At 38.9% G+C, this 19450-nt stretch carries 24 protein-coding genes; 13 read left to right on the forward strand and 11 right to left on the reverse strand.

The genetic code is table 11. The features are described from left to right. Positions 1–186: 186 nt before the first annotated feature. The 3 genes from KFZ56_RS03545 to KFZ56_RS03555 all read left to right on the forward strand — a co-directional run bounded on the left by KFZ56_RS03545 (position 187) and on the right by KFZ56_RS03555 (position 2849). Positions 187–1512, forward strand: a complete 1326-nt coding sequence (locus KFZ56_RS03545) for an alpha/beta hydrolase family protein (protein ID WP_255584801.1) — start codon at positions 187–189, stop codon at positions 1510–1512. A gap of 152 nt (positions 1513–1664) precedes the next feature. After that, complete coding sequence (locus tag KFZ56_RS03550; protein ID WP_222640295.1) at positions 1665–1835, forward strand: hypothetical protein; 171 nt, start codon at positions 1665–1667, stop codon at positions 1833–1835. Positions 1836–1901: 66 nt separating this feature from the next. Beyond that, the gene (locus tag KFZ56_RS03555) at positions 1902–2849 is read left to right on the forward strand and encodes an MBL fold metallo-hydrolase (protein ID WP_222640297.1); all 948 of its coding nucleotides are present in this window, start codon (positions 1902–1904) and stop codon (positions 2847–2849) included. On the opposite strand, the gene KFZ56_RS03560 is transcribed toward KFZ56_RS03555, so the two are convergent. The 3 genes from KFZ56_RS03560 to KFZ56_RS03570 all read right to left on the reverse strand — a co-directional run bounded on the left by KFZ56_RS03560 (position 2830) and on the right by KFZ56_RS03570 (position 4833). Continuing rightward, positions 2830–3123, reverse strand: coding sequence for a hypothetical protein (locus tag KFZ56_RS03560; RefSeq protein ID WP_222640299.1), 294 nt, complete (start codon positions 3121–3123; stop codon positions 2830–2832). The genes KFZ56_RS03555 and KFZ56_RS03560 overlap by 20 nt on opposite strands. A gap of 486 nt (positions 3124–3609) precedes the next feature. Then, positions 3610–3996 (reverse strand): hypothetical protein, encoded by a 387-nt coding sequence (locus KFZ56_RS03565; protein ID WP_222640300.1) that lies wholly within the window; start codon positions 3994–3996, stop codon positions 3610–3612. A 75-nt stretch (positions 3997–4071) separates the two neighbouring features. After that, positions 4072–4833, reverse strand: coding sequence for an exodeoxyribonuclease III (locus tag KFZ56_RS03570; protein WP_222640301.1), 762 nt, complete (start codon positions 4831–4833; stop codon positions 4072–4074). Positions 4834–5091: 258 nt separating this feature from the next. Between KFZ56_RS03570 and KFZ56_RS03575 the strand changes: the two genes are divergently transcribed. The 6 genes from KFZ56_RS03575 (at position 5092) to KFZ56_RS03600 (ending at position 10209) form a co-directional block, all read left to right on the forward strand. Further along, positions 5092–5472, forward strand: coding sequence for a GntR family transcriptional regulator (locus KFZ56_RS03575; RefSeq protein ID WP_222640302.1), 381 nt, complete (start codon positions 5092–5094; stop codon positions 5470–5472). Next, the gene (locus KFZ56_RS03580) at positions 5465–6154 is read left to right on the forward strand and encodes an ATP-binding cassette domain-containing protein (RefSeq protein ID WP_222640303.1); all 690 of its coding nucleotides are present in this window, start codon (positions 5465–5467) and stop codon (positions 6152–6154) included. Before KFZ56_RS03575 ends, KFZ56_RS03580 begins: the two co-directional genes overlap by 8 nt. Further along, positions 6151–6999 (forward strand): hypothetical protein, encoded by an 849-nt coding sequence (locus KFZ56_RS03585; protein ID WP_222640304.1) that lies wholly within the window; start codon positions 6151–6153, stop codon positions 6997–6999. Before KFZ56_RS03580 ends, KFZ56_RS03585 begins: the two co-directional genes overlap by 4 nt. 11 nt (positions 7000–7010) lie before the next feature. Further along, positions 7011–8216 (forward strand): hypothetical protein, encoded by a 1206-nt coding sequence (locus KFZ56_RS03590; protein WP_222640305.1) that lies wholly within the window; start codon positions 7011–7013, stop codon positions 8214–8216. A gap of 145 nt (positions 8217–8361) precedes the next feature. Next, positions 8362–8589: a YczO family protein gene (locus KFZ56_RS03595; RefSeq protein ID WP_222640307.1), complete on the forward strand. Its 228-nt coding sequence runs from the start codon at positions 8362–8364 to the stop codon at positions 8587–8589. A 339-nt stretch (positions 8590–8928) separates the two neighbouring features. Continuing rightward, positions 8929–10209 carry a glycosyltransferase family 2 protein gene (locus KFZ56_RS03600; protein ID WP_255584806.1) on the forward strand — a complete coding sequence of 427 codons (1281 nt, stop codon included), beginning with the start codon at positions 8929–8931 and terminating at the stop codon, positions 10207–10209. Between the two features lie 195 nt (positions 10210–10404). On the opposite strand, the gene KFZ56_RS03605 is transcribed toward KFZ56_RS03600, so the two are convergent. The 3 genes from KFZ56_RS03605 to KFZ56_RS03615 all read right to left on the reverse strand — a co-directional run bounded on the left by KFZ56_RS03605 (position 10405) and on the right by KFZ56_RS03615 (position 13568). Next, positions 10405–11343, reverse strand: a complete 939-nt coding sequence (locus tag KFZ56_RS03605; protein WP_222640309.1) for an SDR family oxidoreductase — start codon at positions 11341–11343, stop codon at positions 10405–10407. Positions 11344–11553: 210 nt separating this feature from the next. Next, a complete protein-coding gene (locus KFZ56_RS03610; protein ID WP_222640310.1) occupies positions 11554–12237 on the reverse strand; it encodes a glycosyltransferase in 684 nt (227 codons plus the stop codon). A 23-nt stretch (positions 12238–12260) separates the two neighbouring features. Then, positions 12261–13568, reverse strand: coding sequence for a nucleotide sugar dehydrogenase (locus tag KFZ56_RS03615; protein WP_255584807.1), 1308 nt, complete (start codon positions 13566–13568; stop codon positions 12261–12263). A gap of 296 nt (positions 13569–13864) precedes the next feature. Between KFZ56_RS03615 and KFZ56_RS03620 the strand changes: the two genes are divergently transcribed. From KFZ56_RS03620 to KFZ56_RS03635, 4 genes are all read left to right on the forward strand, one after another. Continuing rightward, on the forward strand, positions 13865–14824 hold the full coding sequence (locus tag KFZ56_RS03620) for a glycosyltransferase family 4 protein (protein WP_222640313.1): 960 nt from the start codon (positions 13865–13867) through the stop codon (positions 14822–14824). A 247-nt stretch (positions 14825–15071) separates the two neighbouring features. After that, the gene (locus KFZ56_RS03625; protein WP_222640314.1) at positions 15072–15734 is read left to right on the forward strand and encodes a hypothetical protein; all 663 of its coding nucleotides are present in this window, start codon (positions 15072–15074) and stop codon (positions 15732–15734) included. A gap of 28 nt (positions 15735–15762) precedes the next feature. Further along, positions 15763–16473, forward strand: coding sequence for a glycosyltransferase (locus tag KFZ56_RS03630; RefSeq protein ID WP_222640315.1), 711 nt, complete (start codon positions 15763–15765; stop codon positions 16471–16473). Between the two features lie 36 nt (positions 16474–16509). Then, complete coding sequence (locus tag KFZ56_RS03635) at positions 16510–17403, forward strand: glycosyltransferase family 4 protein (protein ID WP_222640316.1); 894 nt, start codon at positions 16510–16512, stop codon at positions 17401–17403. Between the two features lie 156 nt (positions 17404–17559). Here the strand turns inward: KFZ56_RS03635 and KFZ56_RS03640 are convergent, their stop codons facing one another. From KFZ56_RS03640 to KFZ56_RS19455, 5 genes are all read right to left on the reverse strand, one after another. Further along, positions 17560–17772: a hypothetical protein gene (locus KFZ56_RS03640; RefSeq protein ID WP_222640317.1), complete on the reverse strand. Its 213-nt coding sequence runs from the start codon at positions 17770–17772 to the stop codon at positions 17560–17562. Between the two features lie 13 nt (positions 17773–17785). Next, a complete protein-coding gene (locus KFZ56_RS03645) occupies positions 17786–18148 on the reverse strand; it encodes a DUF2642 domain-containing protein (protein WP_222640318.1) in 363 nt (120 codons plus the stop codon). 84 nt (positions 18149–18232) lie between these two features. Next, a complete protein-coding gene (locus KFZ56_RS03650) occupies positions 18233–18661 on the reverse strand; it encodes a spore coat protein (RefSeq protein ID WP_222640319.1) in 429 nt (142 codons plus the stop codon). A 26-nt stretch (positions 18662–18687) separates the two neighbouring features. Next, on the reverse strand, positions 18688–19023 hold the full coding sequence (locus KFZ56_RS19450) for a spore coat protein (RefSeq protein ID WP_255584813.1): 336 nt from the start codon (positions 19021–19023) through the stop codon (positions 18688–18690). Next, on the reverse strand, positions 18999–19271 hold the full coding sequence (locus KFZ56_RS19455; protein ID WP_255584814.1) for a hypothetical protein: 273 nt from the start codon (positions 19269–19271) through the stop codon (positions 18999–19001). The genes KFZ56_RS19450 and KFZ56_RS19455 overlap by 25 nt, the downstream gene beginning before the upstream one ends. Positions 19272–19450 lie beyond the last annotated feature (179 nt).

Below are 19450 nucleotides of genomic sequence, written 5' to 3' on the forward strand. Positions count from 1 at the left end.
TTTAAAACCCGCTCCGGAAATATACTTCGCCTTCCGTGGGCGGCTGGTGAGCCCCTTGTGCTGGTGCACTTCGGTGTCTCACCTTGCCTTTCCTCCGCTAGTGTATCATTCGTCTAAACTGTGTTCGTGCTTCCTTTTCTGAAACCTTTTTTCATGTTGCACGTAGGACTAATAGGAGAATGATACATGGGGATGATTAGGGTGAAAAAAGGAATTATTGTTATTTTATGCATGTTGATTTTTGGAGTAGGTTGTAGTGAGGATACGGAAGAGGAATCTGCTAATGGAGGTGATTCATCCATGGAGGTAACTGGGTATTGGACTGGTGCTATTGACATTCCAAATCAGCCGTTGCAAATAAATGTAGAATTTGAAAGTGAGGATGAGTTCACTGGTGTAATCAGTATCCCTGCACAAGGTGTTCAGGATTATCCTTTATCGTCACTTTCATTAGATGGAGAAAGTATCGCCTTCGTCATGGAAATGCCAGGAAAAAGCGCATCATTTGATGGAGAAGTGGGCGAAGAAACAATAACAGGGACATTTGCGCAGGGCGGGCAATCATTTCCGTTTGAATTAACGAAGGGAGAACCGCCTGCTGCAGCGGATGCAGAGGAAGAAGGCGAATTCCTTGAGATTGAAACAGATCTTGGAACACTCACTGGTGAACTTGAAACACCAGATGGAGATGGGCCATTTCCTGTTATGCTTCTTATCCCAGGGTCCGGCCCGGCGGATCGGAATGGAAACGCACAAGGCGTAAACGCTGACAGCTTAAAGCTTGTAGCTGAAAACCTTGCAGAAGCGGGAGTGGCAAGTGTGCGCTATGGGAAGCGAGGTGCTGGAAAAAATCAGCAAGCTATCATTTCAGAGGAAGAGATGAATTTTGACCAATTTGTTGAAGATGCTAAACTTTGGGTGGAATCGCTTGATGCGAATGACAACTATACAGATGTTGGCATCATCGGACATAGTCAGGGATCGTTGGTTGGAATGCTAGCAGCACACGAGAGCAATGTCGACGCTTTTGTTTCGATTGCAGGAGCCGGCAGTTCGATTGATAAAGTCATATATGATCAACTTAGTGAACAACTCCCGGAAAATTTGCTTAGCGAAAGTGAAGAAATTTTGCAACAGGTAAAAGAAGGGAATCAGGTTGAAGATGTTACTCAAGAACTAGAAAGCATATTTCGTCCATCGGTTCAGCCTTTCCTGACGTCCTGGATGCAGTATGACCCAGCGGTAGAAATTCAAAAGCTGGATATCCCGACATTGCTTGTGAATGGGGATCGAGACATTCAAGTCCCTGTCAGTGAAGCAGAAACGCTGTATGAGGCAAAAGATGATTCGGAATTAATCATTATTGAAGATTTGAATCATGTCTTAAAAGAAGCGCCGGAAGACCGGGAAGGGAATGTCGCAACGTATGCGGACCCGAATCTGCCATTGGCAGATGGGTTGATGGACGGGATAGTTGAATTTTTAAGGGAGAGTGCCACATTTGATTTTTAGGTGGTAATAGGTTATGTAAATTTGAATTTTCAGCTGAGGAATTTTCAATTATTGAGGTCTTTACCACAGCTATAATTAAATTTTACCCATTCGCCGTAAAAGTAGATCAATAGTATAATTTCAAGCATCTTGAAAAAATGAGGTGTTGAAATATGGGATTTGATGAGTATGATTTTGAATTGGAACGAGAGTTAAGGGAACAGCGAGAATGGGAACAGAAAATAGCCAGGGAGAAAAATCAATCGCGTTACAGGAAATCTATTTTCCGCTATTTCAAAAATGTGTGGATTATTATTTTGAGCAAAAAAAGGCTCACAACGTAAAAGAATGAAAATTTGTTCAATTATGCGTATAATAGAATTATCTGAAGTATGTTTGGAGGTTAAGCGATGGAGGAGAAGGAGCCAATCCGGTTGGATGATCGTATCCATATCATTGACGGGTTTGATTTAGGTGTACCAAAACGGACGGGGTCATATGTGATTGATGAGGAAGCATTAACTATTGTGGAAACAGGACCAAGTCCATCGATTAAGCATGTGAAAGAAGGATTGAAAAAACTGGGATTTTCTCTAGAACAGGTCAAATATATCATTGTTACACATATTCATCTTGACCATGCTGGAGGAGCAGGTTTATTGATACAAGAATGTCCGAATGCCACCATTGTTGTCCACCCACGAGGGGAGAAGCATTTGGTGAATCCGAAAAAATTAACAGCGAGCGCAAGAGCTGTATACGGGGAAAGTTTTTCGGATTTATTTGACCCAATTATTCCTGTAGCAGAAGATCGATTACTGGTGAAGGGGGAAGGGGATACCCTGAAAATCGGGCCTGCATGTACACTTGAGTTTCTAGATACACCAGGACATGCCAAGCATCATTTCAGCATTTACGACCCAGTGAGTAACGGAATGTTTACAGGCGATATAGTTGGTATTCGTTACGAGCAATTAATTAGTGAAGGCGTTGACCTATTTCTTCCGACAACTTCGCCCAATCAGTTTGACCCGAATGCGATGCAAATGGCGATTGATCGGATGATGGAGATGAATCTTGATCGTATTTATTATGGCCATTTTGGTATGACGACAAAAACGGATCAAGCACTAAAACAAGTTTCAGCGTGGTTGGATGTGTTCATGGAAGTCAGTGAACAAATGGTGGCAGAGCGTAAAGGATACGATGATCTTGCTCAAGCATTATTAAAAAGCGTAAGAGCGTATCTCCGAGAATTTGGTATTCCGGATGAGCATGAGTCATATATTGTGATCAACTTAGATATGCAAGTTAGCGCACTTGGCTTGATTGATTATTTTAAGAAACGGAAGCACTAAAAGAAGCACCCATACGTTTGCTGCGTACGGGTGCTTGTGCCAGGGTTATCCCATCCGTAATCAAGTCTATATCATAAGTGGAATAGTTATTCCGTGTGTATATTTCTACTGATAAACCACCAACAATTATTGGCTTTATATTATCTTTTTGGAAATATTCCGTTAACAAAGCGCATATTTCCATCATTCTTTCATGTTTTGGTAAGTTTCCAAGCTCCGCAAATTCCCTTTTTAGTTCATTCAGCTGGATCATAATACATCTTTCGCTTCCCAATCATTTTCATCTTACCTTCACGTTTTGCTCGTTCTACGCTAGCTCTGGTGATTTCTGTTAATGCAACTCGTTCATCTAATGACCGTGGCCTGTTTCTTTTGACACGTGGATTATCTTTTTGTTCGGATCGAATTTGGGTATTTACTTTTTTACGTTTCCTTTTAATGTTATGAATAATATAAAAAGGTCAATAAGCCAAACCATTAAAGCTAGCAAGAGGAGCGTCTGTCATTGATGAACGATCTGAATAACGAAAACACACTAAAGCAACGGTTATATATCATGACGATATTGCAGCCTGATGGTATCCTCCAAGAAATGAATTGATCTATGGGCAATGGCTCCGAGAAGAGTGTGCGAAAGGGAAAATCCAGGAACCAGCTTATGACTCTGATTTAGCCATTGTTTTAGCACAGGTAAGAGAAATTAGCGTTTCTCTTGTTGGTCCTTCAGCTTTAGATATACTCGTCCCTGTGCCGGGTCAGCTCATTCTTCTGTCTTCATAAATGTCAACATCAGGAAGAATATGAAGCTTAGTAGTAAAATACTTCCACCAATAATAAAGAAAACTGTTGTAAATGTATCAGCCAGATTGAACGGACGGACATAATAGAACCACATGCCAATCGTTAAGCCAATGGCGCCAATAATTGCTGAGTAAACATGTAGCGCAGATAAAAGCTTACTTGCTGGGGTGAATATTTTATAATAAACAGCAAAGGCAAATAAAGACAGCCAGCCGACAACGAGAATATGGGCATGGACCGTTTTAAATTCAAGTCCACCCGCACCAGCCATATGTGAACCTAGAAAGGCTCCCAGTAATGCAAAAATGGCAGAAAATCGAAGTAATGTTTTGCTGTACATATTCATGGATAACACTCCTTTTATTTCGTAAGTGAAGCATAATTCATTTATATGAATGCAATGTGAATAACCGATTACAATTTAGTCAGGTGCCTCCATTTCCAGCATTACTGGACAATGGTCACTTCCCATCACGTGCTGATGAACCTGGGAATCTATAAGTGCGTTTTTCCATCTTTCGGATACGATGAGATAATCAATTCTCCACCCAACATTTCTTTCGCGGATTGTTTTCATGTAAGACCACCACGAGTAAAGTCCCTCTGTTTCAGGATGAAAATATCGTAAACTATCAATAAATCCAGCATCCAGGAGACGTGTCATTTTGCCGCGTTCTTCTGTCGTGAATCCTGAATTGCCGTGATTCGTTTTATCATTCTTTAAATCAATTTCATGGTGTGCAACGTTTAGATCACCACAGTAAATAATCGGTTTGTGCTCGTCTAGTTTTCTTAAATAGCTATAGAGTTCGTCTTCCCATTCTAATCGGTAATCCAGCCGTGTTAGATCTCTTTTTGAATTCGGGGTATAGACATTAACCAAATAAAAATCTTCGAATTCGAGTGTGATAATCCTTCCTTCTTCCTGTATTTCCTCATCTTTCATCCCATATTTTACAGATAATGGCTTTTTCTTTGTGAAAACAGCTGTGCCGGAGTATCCCTTTCGCACAGCATAATTCCAATACTGATAATATCCTTTCAAATCCAGGTTAATTTGTCCTTCCTGTACCTTTGTTTCCTGAAGACAGAAGATATCTGCATCCACTTCATGAAAATAATCCAAAAATCCCTTCCGTACACAGGCTCGAATTCCATTTACATTCCAAGATACCAGTTTCATAGATGTATTGTGTCTCCCTTTGTTTAAATGTGTTATCCTTCTATTTTAGCATACTTAGTGATAGGCACGACTCGAATTTTGTCTGATTTTTAGTGGGAAATATTTATTTTGGTGTATTGACATCTTAGTGTATTATCCGTATAATACAGTTCGAAATTGTATTAACAGCTTAATACATTATTTTTTTGCAAGAAGTGTATTAAACACATAATACATAAAAAGCAAACATACCTAAGGAAATATATAGGAGACGGGGCTATGACAATGAATTTCAACAATCGGGATCCGGTGTATGTGCAGGTTGTACGTCATTTTAAAGAACAGATTGCAACAGGAAGCTTAGAACCGGGTGAAGAAATCCCGTCACGGAGAGAACTGGCGAATAGATTGAAAATTAATCCAAATACGGCACAACGAGCATATAAGGAAATGGAGGAACAGGGATTGATTTATACAGAACGGAATAACCCCAGTAAAATTACAAAAGATGAAAAAACGCTAGGATCCGTCCGGGAAGAACTCATCATCGAAGCGGTGGATTCCTTTGTTTCATCTATCCGTCCCATAAACGTTCCACTTGATGAAATCGTAGGATTGATCAAGGAAACGTACAACAAGGAGGGAGATAAGCATGATTGAGGTGAAAGAGATCACGAAAAAGTATGGCCGAAAAAAAGTATTGCATGACGTTTCGTTTACTGCAAATAAAGGGGAAATCACCTGTCTTATTGGAATAAACGGCGTGGGTAAGACAACGATTTTAAATGCGATTATGGCGCTAACACCAATTAATGGTGGTCAGATTCTAATGAATGGAGAAAAGATCAAAAAGGGTAGTTATGAAAAAGTCACTTTCATTCCGGATGCCATAACCATGCTTCCGGAAATGACAATTGCGGATGCGACACAATTTATGCGAGATTTTTATGATAATTGGAATCAAGAACGTGCGATGGAATTACTTACATTTTTTAAATTAGAGGGAAGGGAACGGATCTCGGATTTATCCAAAGGGAATACAGCTAAAGTAAATCTGCTGCTTGGGCTGGCATTGGATGTTGATTTCCTGTTAATGGATGAGCCCTTCTCGGGGATAGATATTTTCAGTAGGGAACAAATTGCCGAAGTATTTGCCAGTCACTTGGTGGAAGATCGTGGTGTGATTATTACTACCCATGAAATTAATGATATTGAGCATTTGATTGATAAAGTTGTACTGCTTGATAATGGAGCTGTTTTAAAGGAATTTAATAGCGAGGAAGTCCGCGAAAAGGAAGGAAAATCTGTTGTTGATGTAATGAGAGAGGTGTATCAGCCATGAACCGGTATGTAAAATTAGTTCATTTTGAATTAGGACGTTTTATGAAAATGTATCTTGTACTCATTGCAATCACCGTTGTTTCGCAAATTGCAGGGGTCATTGTAAGATCAAGAAGTTACGTAAGTGATGCAAATGAGACAATCTATGAAGATCTGGTACCGATAGATCAATTTTTGGAGCAAACGGGACCAATGAGTATGGTACAGATCAATCAAAGTATATGGTTTGTGGGACCGATTATGTTATGTATTGTCGCATTACTCTTCTATTCTTTCTTCATCTGGTATCGAGATTGGTTGGGGAAAAATACATTTATTTACCGGTTGTTGATGCTGCCAACTGCCCGTCTCAATATTTTCCTGGCAAAGGCCACGGCCATCTTTTTAATGGTCTTAGGCTTGGTTGCATTGCAACTCATTTTACTGCCGGTGGAGAGCACGGTGCTTTCATGGATGATACCACAGGACCTTCGAATGGATATGACCGTCTCTGAGATGATTAATACCTCCGTGAATGGTTGGAATAGTGTGTTACAATTATTAATTCCTCAAAGCTTTATTCAGTTTATGATCAATTACGGAATTGGTTTCATGGCGGTGTTTGTTCTATTTACAGCTATTTTGTTTGAAAGAAGTTTTCGTTGGAAGGGAGTTCTGTTAGGCGTTATTTATAGTGTGTGCGCGTTTACTATTTTCTTGTTCCCCATGATATTGGAGATGATTTTTCTCATTAATTATCTTTATCCGGTCGAGTTGCTGATAGTTGAAACGATATTAGGAATCCTTGTCATCAGTGTAACGATTTGGATGAGCAATTACTTATTAAATAAGAAAGTAACCGTATAGGGGGAATAAAAATGAAGCGTTATTGGAAGTTAATCTCCATAATAGTCGTTGTCATAGTTACAATCGGGACGTATTATGTTCAGTCAGCTGTGGCAGATAACGCATATCCTGCATTTGGATTTGAACATAAGAGTGGGGACAAGGAGGAAATAAATGACCTTACCCTAGATGCAAATTATAGAGAGGGCACACAGGGTGATAATCCCTTGCAAATAACAGCGGACGAAACGGTATATCATGACGAACAGTCCTATTTTGATCGTTTAAATGACTTTTATCCAACTAAGATCAAAGAACTTCAAGAAGAATATCGCGGATTTATGCGTGGTAAAGGGGCAACCCCTTCACAGTTTTATGAGAATGGGTCGATGCTCATTTACGCAAATGTAGATTCCACAAGTTCCGGTAATCATGCCTTTGAATTGGAGATAATGCAAAAGGAATCCAGTGAGACGACAGCTTTTAAACTGGATGTTCCGGCATCAGATAACATCCAATCTATAAGTATCGAAGCTATTCAAGTGATGAATCATGAAGTGAAAGTTATGACGCGTAACTTTTCCGGAATGGACCCAACCGGTTTTAATACCCAAGAGGACATGCATGTATACGATGTAGATGTCGCTAACCAGAAGATAACAAATGACGAGGTCATCTCACCCAATTTGGAACAAAATAATGCAGACAGCGCTAATGGTACGATCATCAACAACGCTACCGATGAGGATTCAAAGGCATTTATGCTCATTAACTTTGATTATATGGAGAATAGTCAACAAGAAGATGGGATTTCTTACTCCGAACAAACGGGGAAAGAAATCATTGCTTTTAATCTGGAAACAAACGAGACTGAGCAACTCGATTTACCAGCAGAATTAGAGAATTCGGCCCATACAGCTGTGTTGCATGATTCTACGATTTATTTCAGTGCGATAACGGATACGGATGTAGAGGTTTCCGCCTTTTCGATGGACAGCCAAGAGATCGAGCGAAACATACAGATGGATCAATTAGAAGCAGAGGCGGGTCAACCACATATGCAAATAAAGGATAACAAAATGTATCTAGTTAGTTCGCATAAAGACAATGACGTACAGGCAGCTATACTAGTTGTGGATTTGGACACTGGTGACACGTTGTATGAAGGGACTATTGAACAACAAGGCAATGAGCAAGTAGCATACGACATGGATATTTCTAATGTCTCTATAGAATGATAGGGCGCACAGTAAGCGTTTCAGACAAATAGATGTGTTAAAAGCGATGCGCAGGGCACTCTAATTCCATTGACCCTTTGACAGAAATGTTTAAACAAACCTCAAAAAGGATATAGATTTTTAAGTGGGAATTGAGGTGATATAGATGCGTGAGCATGATAAAAAATCGCCAAATAAAAAAGAGAATAAAGCAGAAAATGAAATAGAAGAGAGGACGGCATTAGATGAGTTTGAAGACCAGATGCATGTCGATGATGTTCCGCTGGAGGATTTGAAAATAGAACAAAAAGATGAAAAGAAAAAGTTTAAATCAAAGGATGCTTCACAAAGCGAAAGGAAGATGAAGAGTAAGCTGGATGACAAAAAGGAATGATCTACCTGAGTAATGGCCCTCGAAGCTAATAAATGTGTCGTTGTCTTAGTGGATAAGCCGAGTCAATCTAGTGTTATGAAACATAAAGTAATATAAATCGATACAAGTCTTGTTGAAGATTTAATCCATGAATTTCACCCTTGTAGAAAGCTAGCTGATCACTAGCTTTCTATTTTTTTAAAAGATAAGAAAGGATAAATTTAGATGGTTCTACTCTTACTAACAGATGATCTACGTCCGGCGCAAGTGCCCAGCAACTAGCAGGTTTTGAGTGAGGATAGCTTAAGCGCCCCAGGTCTTTTAGTGGTCTTTGTTAGGATGAATAGAAATGGAGGGATTATGTTGAGAGATATAACTGCTATTCTCGTACATTATACAAATCAAACCGTATTGCACAAGGCTTTAGCTTCTTTAGAAACAATCACTTCCAGACTAGAATCTATTATCGTCCTTCAGAAACGGGGACATCCTTTACATGGAAGTCATCAAACTCATTCGTTTCCCCCCATTTCATACATTACCATTGAAGGTGATGATACGGGGGAAACATTAAATCAAGCTGTTACTGGCATACACAGTTCCTATGTATTATTTCTCCATGAGACGGATTACCTTTCTCCTACGATCCATGTCGATTCACTTCAGATTTCCCAGCAGGCAACTGTTTTAGGAACCTGCAATCATAATCAAAATAGTACTTCCCATCATCCGTTGCTTGTTCGTACCTCATTTCTAAAGCAGCAGCCCTTTTTCTCAACTTTTCAGTTACCATTTAAGGAAGCATTTTTCCCTGCTTGGCTTTCTACTATAGAATATTCCATCATATGCTTTAAAGAGGATCTTGTGAGGCAAATGAGAAAAAATACTTCTACTACTACCTTAGAAAAACAAAAAATCATGCAGAAATATCAGCTGGAAAAAGCGAACACAAATCATCCAAGCCTTTCCGTTGTTATTTCAACGTATAATATGGAGAACTATGTGGAAACGGCCGTTGCTTCCTGCCTTCTACAAAATGAACAACCGGATCAGCTATTAATCATTGATGACGGTTCAACAGATAACTCTTACAGGCGTCTACAACGTTGGAATGATAGAGAAGGCGTAATGGTTCTTACGAAATATAATGGAGGAAAGGCAAGGGCGTTAAACGAGTTACTACCTCATGTTACATCTGAATTTATCTTGGAACTGGATGCGGATGATTGGCTAGACCCTGATGCTGTTTCTGTTATAAAAAAACACCTATCCAACCTCCCAGAGGATATTGCCGTTTTATATGGCAATCTTAAAAAGTGGAAGCAATCACGAGGGGAAATTTTCTATAAAGGAGTTGCAAAGGGGAGACTTGTTAAGGGAAGGGATGATCTACTAGCTTATCGTTTTCCGCTGGGACCTAGGATATATCGAACGTCATCATTGAAAATGGGAGGAGGATTTCCGGTAACTTCATTTGAAAATGGAAGAATGTACGAAGACGTAAGTGTATTAAATCGATTACTAAAGAACGCTCGATTTTGGTACCACGATTTTTCCATATACAATGTACGGGAACATCCAGAAAGCATTACGAAAAATAACGTTTCCAACTGGAACGATTTTATAAAAATATTAAAGTAATCGAATAGTGGCTGGGGACAAAACAAAATTGTTTAACTAAAAAGCGAACATTTCTAAACTTAGCGAAGCATATTTCCGAAGTGGTATACATTCGGAATCTTATTTGCTCAAAAAATTTTGCCCCAGCCTCTTTAAAAAAGGGTTAGTTGTTGTGATGAAATCTTGCTGTTGGTCTTGACGAGATGATGTCTCGCGTTAGGTTTGTTGATCTATGAACCAATTTACCGTACTTGTAAGACCATCATGGAACGAAACAGAAGGGTGATAACCAATTATCTCCTTCGCAAGTTGAATATCAGCCAACGAATGTTTGACATCACCCTGACGTTCGATTGTATATTTCGGTGAGATATTTTTTCCTAACATGGTATTGATACGTGTTACCAGGTTATTTAAACTGATGCGTGATCCACTCCCGATATTGATGACTTCTCCTTGCAATTTGGGAGCCTCCGCTGCTAATAAATTTGCTAAAACAACGTTATCAATATAGGTGAAGTCTCGAGATTGTGTCCCATCACCATAAATGAATGGATGTTGGTCATTTAACATGGACGTAATAAATGCTGGGATAACTGCTGCATACTCGGAATGAGGGTCTTGATGAGGCCCAAAGACGTTAAAGTAGCGAAGCGATATGGTTTCGAGACCATGTAAATCATGAAAAACCCTACAATAATGTTCTCCCACATACTTACTGACAGCATAAGGAGACATGGGCATTCCAGGCATATGCTCATGTTTAGGAAGCGTCTCATTATACCCATATGCTGATGAGGATGCTGCATAAATGAATCGTTTTACGTTCGCCTCCACGGCCGCATGTAAAAGTTTAAGTGTTCCATCTACATTCGCGTGATTTGTCTTAATGGGGTCTATGATCGATTTGGGGACAGAGGGAATCGCACCTTGATGAAAGATAATATCAACATCTTTAACAGCTTCTTTGAGCGTTTGATCATTGGTGAAATCACCTTCAACCACGTTAATATAATGCATCAAATCATGTATATTTTCCTTTTTCCCTGTATGAAAGTTATCAAGAACCTTCACTTTTTCTCCTTTTGCGATTAATTTACGAACAATATTTGAGCCTATGAAACCTCCACCACCAGTTACAAGATACGTTGCCACGGTAAAACCTCCTGATTTTAATTCTACTTATGTTTATTTTATGTTGATAGAATGGGAGTGTTTGGACAGAAACATAAAGATAAGAAAAATGGTGTTATGTGGCTGTCTAATGCTCGAATAGAATGATAAGTTATTATTCATCATTGGAAGAAGAGAAATCCATTAGCGAGATGGGCAATGTTTTGGTGGTATATCCAAAACATTGCCCATTTATATAGTAACAAAAGACGGATAATCATCCGTATAAACAACATCACTGCACATCTTAATTAGTTGGTTTTCGTTTATTTTCCACGTATGATTTTGATACCTGCTTCGAATGATAGCGTGGTTATATCTATCTGTTGCAAAAATATGATACCCGTTTCTTTTACAATCCTGTTGAAACCTTTTATCGGAACCAACTTTCTGTTTGGGAAAGCGCACATGGGAAAAGATATCCTTTTTGAATACCAATGTTGAATCAGCAACATTGTCTGTCCATGTGTGTTCCGTTAAAGATGGAAATAAGCAGAGGCGTTTGCTTTCTGGAAAATAGTAATAGACGCTGCTTTTTCCTACAATATCTGCTTCTTTATGCTTTGTGAAAATCGTCCAAGCGGATTGTAAATAGGAAGGGGCATAGTAATCATCATCATCGAATTTTGCGATATGGTCATACCTTGCTTTTTGAACCGCATCATTCTTACAGTCACTAACCAGCATTCTTTCAGGCATTTGGTAAACAGATACAGCGGGGTATTTCTTCGCTTCCATTCTCCAAATGTTAAGGTCCATATCATCCTTATTTAAGACGATGATCAGTTCCTTATTTCTCATCGTCTGTATGGAATAATTATGGAAGATATTTTCCATCATCGTATTTCTGTTTGTACAGGTGATTACAGAAATCATTGGAATAATCCTTTCCTATAGAATTAACTGTCTCCACCACCCAGAACAATAATCTGAGCGTTACCTTTCAGTCCCTTGGTAAGGTTTTTGGTATCATAAACGAGCTTGGAATGATTGATGATCTTTTCTACTTGCAGATCGGAATGGTCTGTTAAAATGACGACAATGTCCATTTCTTTTACGTTTTTAGATGAGAGAGAAAGACTATGAAACACATTTTGGTTGATTTCAATAACTGGCACATGGGGATCGTGATACATAACGTCGGCGCCAAGTTGTAAAAGATGTTGCATGATACGAACAGGTGGAGAACTTCTTACATCATTGGAATCCTTTTTGTAGGTGATGCCACATAATAATATCTTGGCATTTGTTATCGTTTGATTTTTTTCAACTAACGTTGTCACCTGTGCCGTGATATAGGAAGCAATATCATTGTTTGTTTTCTCGGCTAGAGATAGAAATTGGTTATGGAACCCATGTTTTTGCCCTACCCAATACAAATACAACGGGTCGATCGGAATACAGTGTCCGCCAATCCCCGGGCCGGGATAAAAGGGTTGAAATCCATAGGGCTTTGAGCTTGCAGCAGAAATAGCTTCCCATAAGTTAATATTTAATTTGTCACAAAGCATAGCCATCTCATTGATAAAAGAAATATTAATAAAACGGTAGCTGTTCTCCAAGAGCTTGGATAATTCTGCAACTTCCACAGAAGTAGAAGGTATGATTTTATTAAAAATACGCCTGTAGAAATCAGTTGCATAGGATAAGCATGCTGTTGTAAGGCCACTCACGATTTTAGGGATTTCTTCCACTTTTAGGCTTTGATTCCCTGGGTCGATACGTTCAGGAGAGTAGGCTAAGTGAACTTCCTTTCCGATTTGCAACTGGCTTTTTGCTAAAATGGGTTGAATAACATCACGGGTGGTTCCAGGATAGGTAGAACTCTCCAATATGACTAATTGCCCTTTTTGCAGTCTGGGATAAAGCGCTTTACTGACCTCTTTTATATAGCGCAATTCAGGGTTTTGGTTGATCGTTAAGGGAGTTGGTACACAAATAACGATAATGTTTAGAGATTCGATAGACGTATAGTTGGTTGCTAGTGTTAATTGACCCGAGGACAAAGCTGCCTTGATATCGGTATTTTTAATATCAGGAATATAACTAGCGAATTTTTGTAAATGGTCTATTTTATCTTTATTAATATCAATTCCTGTCACCTGGTATCCCTTTTGTACAAATAATAGGGCTAACGGGAGTCCTACATATCCTAAACCAATGACACCGATTTTTGTTTTTTTCGGTTCCGTATGATAATGATTCAATTTGCATCGCCTCTTTGTATAAAAATTCATTGTTACTTTGATGTTTCTTTATCATATTAGAGTTTGTATTAATAGAAACGGCACTTATCTTGCTTATTCAACGATTTATGGAGAAGTAATGAGATAGATTTGTATATTGTTGGTTCTGGCTTAGAAAGCATATGAACGTCTTTGTTCACATATAATTTCAAAGCGACATTGTAGGTGATTTCTGGTTGAATAGACAATAATGGAAATCTAGTCGGTTTGAGAACAAAAAAAGAGAATTGACGTAGGATAAAGGAAGGAGGAGACTCATGGCCGCTCACTTGCTGGTGTATGATTATAGCTGGTGGATTTTAGGGCAAAAAGCAAAAATTATTCAGCATTATCATCCGGATTTGCATATTATTTCCGTCCAAGGGTTGAAACAGATAATCCAACAAAGAGGCTTAGCTTATGTGAATGCTTCTTATGAAGTGATTTCAACGCTTGGTTTAGGTCTAGCCGATTGCCTCATGCGCTTAGGTGTCAGGGTGGATACGTCACAAGTAGGCTCGTACAATTACCTTGCGAAAAATCATCTTTCGTATCGGGAATGGGCCGATTTTGTGAAACCGAATCTTTCTTTTATAAAAAAAATAAAGAAACTCGACCACTATGGTGTAATCAGTCCAAAATTGAGAGAGGAAACGCAGAGGTTATTTCCAAGCAAGAAGGTAAACTTCATTCGCCCCTTTGTAGATAGTCAGCGGTTCTGTCCTCCTCCTTCGCGGCAAGCGAAAGAAAAGTTTGTGATTGGATGGGTAGGGAATGACAAGAGGAAAGTAAAGAACTACAATTCGTTGTATCGGCCAATTGTAAAAGCGTTTAGGAAGGATCCGAACATCCAATTTATAGAAGCTTCGCGTTCTTCTCCCAAAGCAGTCAAAGAAATGCCATATTTTTACCAAGCGCTGGACCTGCTTGTCATTACTTCTTCGAATGAAGGAGGACCGGCCCCAGCGCTGGAGGCGCTCTCGAGTGGTGTACCTGTACTTTCGACAAATGTCGGTTATGTGAAACACATTACCGGACAAGAAGGGAAATCCTTTGTGTTAAACAGTCTTCAACCAGCTCTTTTTGCTGAAAAGATCAATACGTTAAAAAAGGATAAGGACCTCCACACAACTTTGAAAAAAGAAGGAAGAGCGCGCGTCCTAACACATTTTACGGTAGATAAGGCGATGGGGGAATGGCTGGATGCTTTATTTCACATCAAAAACGGAAAGGGATAAGATTTTCCCTTTTGAGCGTAGGAAAAGTAAGCAGTCTATCATGAATTGAAAAACTACTATTTCATATAGAGGAGAAAGGATCGAAAAAAATGAATCGTATGCCATTATGTATTTCTGTCTTTGTCTTTGGAAGTTACAAAAATATATTCCTTATTATATTTACAGTATCTTGAAGAGTTACCCGAATTATTACGTCAAGGTATTTCTGAAAGATAGCCTTTCCCCGCCGGAAAAGAAGAGTTTGCAATTGATTAATAAGCGGTTATCCCAGAATTTTGAAGTTAAGGAAAATTATTATACCAATCTAAAGTTTAACGCTTTAGCTGGAAAAGTCATGAGGTTCTTACTCCCCTCTTATGAATTCAAGGATTTTGCAAATGTATATATTGGGGATGTTGACTTTTTGATTATCAATGAGCACCCTTCTCTTTTGGAATCACACCTCGATCATTGCCAACAAATCAGCCTTCCATATAGCAACCAAATTCGTCCCGGATCAAAGAGATTAACAGGGTTGCATTTTTATCAAGTTGATGAATACTATGAAAAAATGAATTCGGCAATTCAACACTATGTAGATGATCCGGAAAAAATTACACAAGCATTTCAAACGTTAAAAAGGGATGAAGAATTTTTATATCAAATGATTGAAAAGAATATCGGTTTCCGCGATATGAAGAAATATCACTACCGTCCTCATCACGGTTTCCATTTAGGAATTTTGCGAAAGGGATCCGCTAAATTTAGGGATTATGTTAGGGAAGGACCCAAAAACCCATTTCACCGTCTTCCAGAATACCCGGTTTTACGAAAACAACTTCTCCAATATTACAATGACCCATTATTTCAGGATATCGAAAATACACACCGAATCCAAGAAGTACAGCTCTTAAGAAAATTAATCGTATAAAAATTGAAGCTAAAAGGTGGAGATCATCATGATCAGTATAGGAATGGCTACTGTCCCTTCCCGGTTTAAATATTTAAGAGAGATTGTCCCTCCTCTTTTAAAGCAATGTGATAACATGTATATCCATGTTAATGGATCGCATCATTGCCCAGAGTTTTTGAAAAAGGAATCAAAAATCAACCTTTCCTTTTCCAATATCAATAAGGGAGGGCAAATGGCCTTCAAGGGAATACAGCAAACCAGTGGTTATTATTTTTGTGTTGATGATGACCTCATTTATCCTGATAACTACGTTGAAAAAATGATCGAGCTCATGAAAACGTATCAGGATCAAGTGATTGCTTGTGTCCATGGATCGAGTTTTGATCCGTACGTACCTGTCCATCAAGTATTCAAAAACAAAAAGAACGCCCATCTCTCTTATAAAGGTCTAGATAGACATCGTCGTGTAATGATTCCTGGTGTCGGCACGTCTTGCATGCATACAAACACCTTTACAGTGACACCAGACGAATTCACGCGAAAAAATATGAGAGATGCGGTTGTTTCATGTAAAGCAGCCAAGGCAGGTATCCCGATTATCGCAATCAAAAGAAAGGAAGACTGGATCCAAAAAATCCCTGTAAAAACAGAAATCAATAAAAATAAGGCTTATGACCATCATATTGATGAATTATTCTTGAGGCATATTCCGTATTTCCAAGCAGGAGCCGTTGCTTTAGATGAGGAAGAATCTTGATTTTCCCTTAAACGTGCCCGAAAGGAGAAGAACAACATGAAAATATTACTGGTTCCAGGAGGCCCCGGATGGGCTTTTGATCACCGGGCAAAGGATTTGTTATCCCTCCGCTTTTCAACTATACAGTTTGAATTGAAGTATGTGAACAAGGTAAAAACAGCTGATCAGTTTGCGTTCGACATCATCTATCCCATGTCTATAAACATTGCAAAAAAGTTACATGAAAGAACCGGAATTCCTTACAAGCGAATGGCTACAGGGATTACTTCCGTTCGGGTGATGGAGAAGTATATGCTGGAAGGCAGTAAAATCCCTCCCTTCATCCATGCGTTTCGAGGGATAAATACGGCATCAGATGAAATCATACAGCAATTTAAAAACGAATTGTCTATTTATAAAACAAGGGTTGGCATTAATGAAAAACAGTTCAAGCCGCGAGCAACGAAAAAGGGTACAGATGAATTTGTTGTTGGTTGGGTGGGGAGAACGGATCAACACGATTATCGAAAATTGAAAGGCTATGATATCGCATTAGCCGCATTAAAGGATTTACCTGTTACTTTCCAGACCAGAACTTTCAAACATAAGGTCCCAAGAGAAGAGATGGTGAATTTTTATCAAGGCCTTGACTGCTTCATTTGTTCCAGCTCTTCTGAACACATTCCCTTGCCTGTATTGGAGGCTGCCTCCTGTGGTGTTCCGGTCATTTCTACAAAGGTAGGGATTGTTCCTGAATTGATTACAAACAACAAAAACGGACTCATCGTTCCTAGAAAGTCAGCTGCATTTAGGGAGGCCGTAGAAAACTTGATCGACAACCCCAAAATGAGAAGGAATATATCAAAAAATAGTAGAAAAACGGTTTTATCTGCCTGGACATTGGAGAAGTGTAAAAGTGAATGGGAAAGCTTTTTCCTATCTTTAAGGTGATCCAAGCATAAATCACTGCAAAAGGTTACTTTTATAGCCGTAGATATTTTAAATAGAGATGTAAAAGGAATGATCATAGAGATTTTCTAATAGTAATTATAAAACACCCTGGTTCAGGAAGATGAACCAGGGTGTTTGTCCCGAAGAAGGTTAATGTTATGCTGCTACAGGGAAACGGATGAAATTAATCGCATTTACTGCTACATTCATTTTTACATTACCGCCATAACCACTATTAACCTCGATAACTAGGACCAGATCCGGGGTAACCGTTGAAAGTAGCCCCTCTATTAAATTATTATCGGTAGTTACCTCAACGGTTGAACCGATTCGTTTGGCTAATTCAGCGGCAAACGTTTCTTCAAACATTTAAATTCCTCCTTTACAATTCACTGACGAGTTCAATATTATCTATCCGAACCAGTACCTGTGCTCCAGATGCTTCAACAATAACTATATAATCGTCTTTCACAGTGAGTAAGGTTCCGGTTACTGTACCAAAAGGAACAAAAACTTCCACTTGTTCATTTGTTAAATTTAATAACACTTCCCGAATAGTGGTTGGCGTGCTTGGTGGTGTATCCGTTCCGTGGTTAAAACCAAAGTTTAAATTCATCCCTGCATCGGCACTAAAACCTGGTAAATCAATGGAAAAATTCTCGCTCATTCCACTATTATTCGTTTGAGATAGTTGATTTATTAATCTCAATAAATTATTTCTTTGGTTACTTGTTAGATTTGCCAATTATATCCTTCCTTTCATATAATAATGAAGTGGGAAAGGGAATGATGGTTCATCCGCTTTCCCCGACAGTATTTCCTCCCTTGGTTACAGGATGTCTAAGCTAACAACAATAGCAACAAGAACTTGGATCAATAATTGGATGTTTACTGCTATATCTGTATCTGTTGTGGTGATTTCAACGTTTTTTGATTTTTCAACAATTGTTTTTTGGCGATTGCTTTGCCTTGTTCTACTAATCTGATTGAGATCTTGCGTAATCCTGTCCGCCTGGTCCGCATCTGCAATGGAAATACTGATAACAGCTGCAATTGCCGCTTGAATTCCGAGTTGTAAGGAGACTGCTGCTTTTGTGTCTGTTGTTACAACATCGACACCCTCGGAATCTTTAATGATAATCCATTCATCAGATACTTGTTCAGTAGATACAGTTTGTTCGCCTTCCTGATCTGCAGGAGCATTATCTTCTACATCGTCACAGTGATCCAGCGCACGCCATTCCTTAAGTTTCGTCATACATGATTCACCTCTTCTCATTTCATTTATAAAATATCAACGATTACTACTAGTGCCAGTAGTAATTGCAGTAAAACCTGAATATTGATGACCAAATCTGTGTCTGTAGTGGTTACATTAATGTCTTTGGAATTACAGATGAATACCTTTTGTTTATTTATTTGTTCAGCATTAAAATTCTGCATGAGCTCGTTGCTCACAGCTTCTCCCCGATTACTATCTCCAAGGGTTATACTAAGAACCAAGGTAATCGCTAATTGCAGGCCTGCTTGAAGGGAGATCCCTGCTTGTGTGTCAGTTGAGTTAACCGTGATATTGCATGATTCTTTCACCCAGATTATCTCGGCGGATTCTTGATCCATGAAATCGTATTGATCCCCTTCTTGTAAGACGGTGGCATCGGAGTTACCGGTATTCCTTTCAAATCTCTCTGCGTGTTCATATTTGTCATCTTTTTTATACGAATACTTATTACATTTGTCGCATCCCTTACTACATTTATCACAACCAGTACTGCATTTATCACAACCAGTACTGCAATTGTCACATCCTGTATGACACTTATCATAGCCTGTATTGCACCTGCGACAACCTGTAGTGCACTTGCCATTACAATGATGCTGGTCTTTTTGATACATGTCTCTATAGTAATAGAATTTATTTTTCTTACCGTAGAGGTAGGCGGTATTTTCATGATGTTTTGACGTCATATTAACACTCCTTTCTTATAGTTATAGATTAATCTATGGATTTTTTTCATAGTCAGATTGTACACATTCACTAGAATCT

The sequence above is a fragment of the Virgibacillus sp. NKC19-3 genome (genome assembly GCF_019837165.1).
Lineage (GTDB): Bacteria > Bacillota > Bacilli > Bacillales > Amphibacillaceae > Virgibacillus_L > Virgibacillus_L saliphilus.

Bases quoted from the DNA above. Each gene is read 5' to 3' on its own strand.
- KFZ56_RS03570 (WP_222640301.1), bottom strand. From the start codon at position 4,833: ATGAAACTGGTATCTTGGAATGTAAATGGAATTCGAGCCTGTGTACGG.
- KFZ56_RS03550 (WP_222640295.1), top strand. From the start codon at position 1,665: ATGGGATTTGATGAGTATGATTTTGAATTGGAACGAGAGTTAAGGGAA.
- KFZ56_RS03585 (WP_222640304.1), top strand. From the start codon at position 6,151: ATGAACCGGTATGTAAAATTAGTTCATTTTGAATTAGGACGTTTTATG.
- KFZ56_RS19455 (WP_255584814.1), bottom strand. From the start codon at position 19,271: ATGGCAAGTGCACTACAGGTTGTCGCAGGTGCAATACAGGCTATGATA.
- KFZ56_RS03650 (WP_222640319.1), bottom strand. From the start codon at position 18,661: ATGACGAAACTTAAGGAATGGCGTGCGCTGGATCACTGTGACGATGTA.
- KFZ56_RS03610 (WP_222640310.1), bottom strand. From the start codon at position 12,237: ATGATTTCTGTAATCACCTGTACAAACAGAAATACGATGATGGAAAAT.
- KFZ56_RS03565 (WP_222640300.1), bottom strand. From the start codon at position 3,996: ATGAATATGTACAGCAAAACATTACTTCGATTTTCTGCCATTTTTGCA.
- KFZ56_RS03580 (WP_222640303.1), top strand. From the start codon at position 5,465: ATGATTGAGGTGAAAGAGATCACGAAAAAGTATGGCCGAAAAAAAGTA.
- KFZ56_RS03595 (WP_222640307.1), top strand. From the start codon at position 8,362: ATGCGTGAGCATGATAAAAAATCGCCAAATAAAAAAGAGAATAAAGCA.
- KFZ56_RS03600 (WP_255584806.1), top strand. From the start codon at position 8,929: ATGTTGAGAGATATAACTGCTATTCTCGTACATTATACAAATCAAACC.
- KFZ56_RS03575 (WP_222640302.1), top strand. From the start codon at position 5,092: ATGACAATGAATTTCAACAATCGGGATCCGGTGTATGTGCAGGTTGTA.
- KFZ56_RS03630 (WP_222640315.1), top strand. From the start codon at position 15,763: ATGATCAGTATAGGAATGGCTACTGTCCCTTCCCGGTTTAAATATTTA.
- KFZ56_RS19450 (WP_255584813.1), bottom strand. From the start codon at position 19,023: ATGGATCAAGAATCCGCCGAGATAATCTGGGTGAAAGAATCATGCAAT.
- KFZ56_RS03545 (WP_255584801.1), top strand. From the start codon at position 187: ATGGGGATGATTAGGGTGAAAAAAGGAATTATTGTTATTTTATGCATG.
- KFZ56_RS03555 (WP_222640297.1), top strand. From the start codon at position 1,902: ATGGAGGAGAAGGAGCCAATCCGGTTGGATGATCGTATCCATATCATT.
- KFZ56_RS03620 (WP_222640313.1), top strand. From the start codon at position 13,865: ATGGCCGCTCACTTGCTGGTGTATGATTATAGCTGGTGGATTTTAGGG.
- KFZ56_RS03590 (WP_222640305.1), top strand. From the start codon at position 7,011: ATGAAGCGTTATTGGAAGTTAATCTCCATAATAGTCGTTGTCATAGTT.
- KFZ56_RS03640 (WP_222640317.1), bottom strand. From the start codon at position 17,772: ATGTTTGAAGAAACGTTTGCCGCTGAATTAGCCAAACGAATCGGTTCA.
- KFZ56_RS03635 (WP_222640316.1), top strand. From the start codon at position 16,510: ATGAAAATATTACTGGTTCCAGGAGGCCCCGGATGGGCTTTTGATCAC.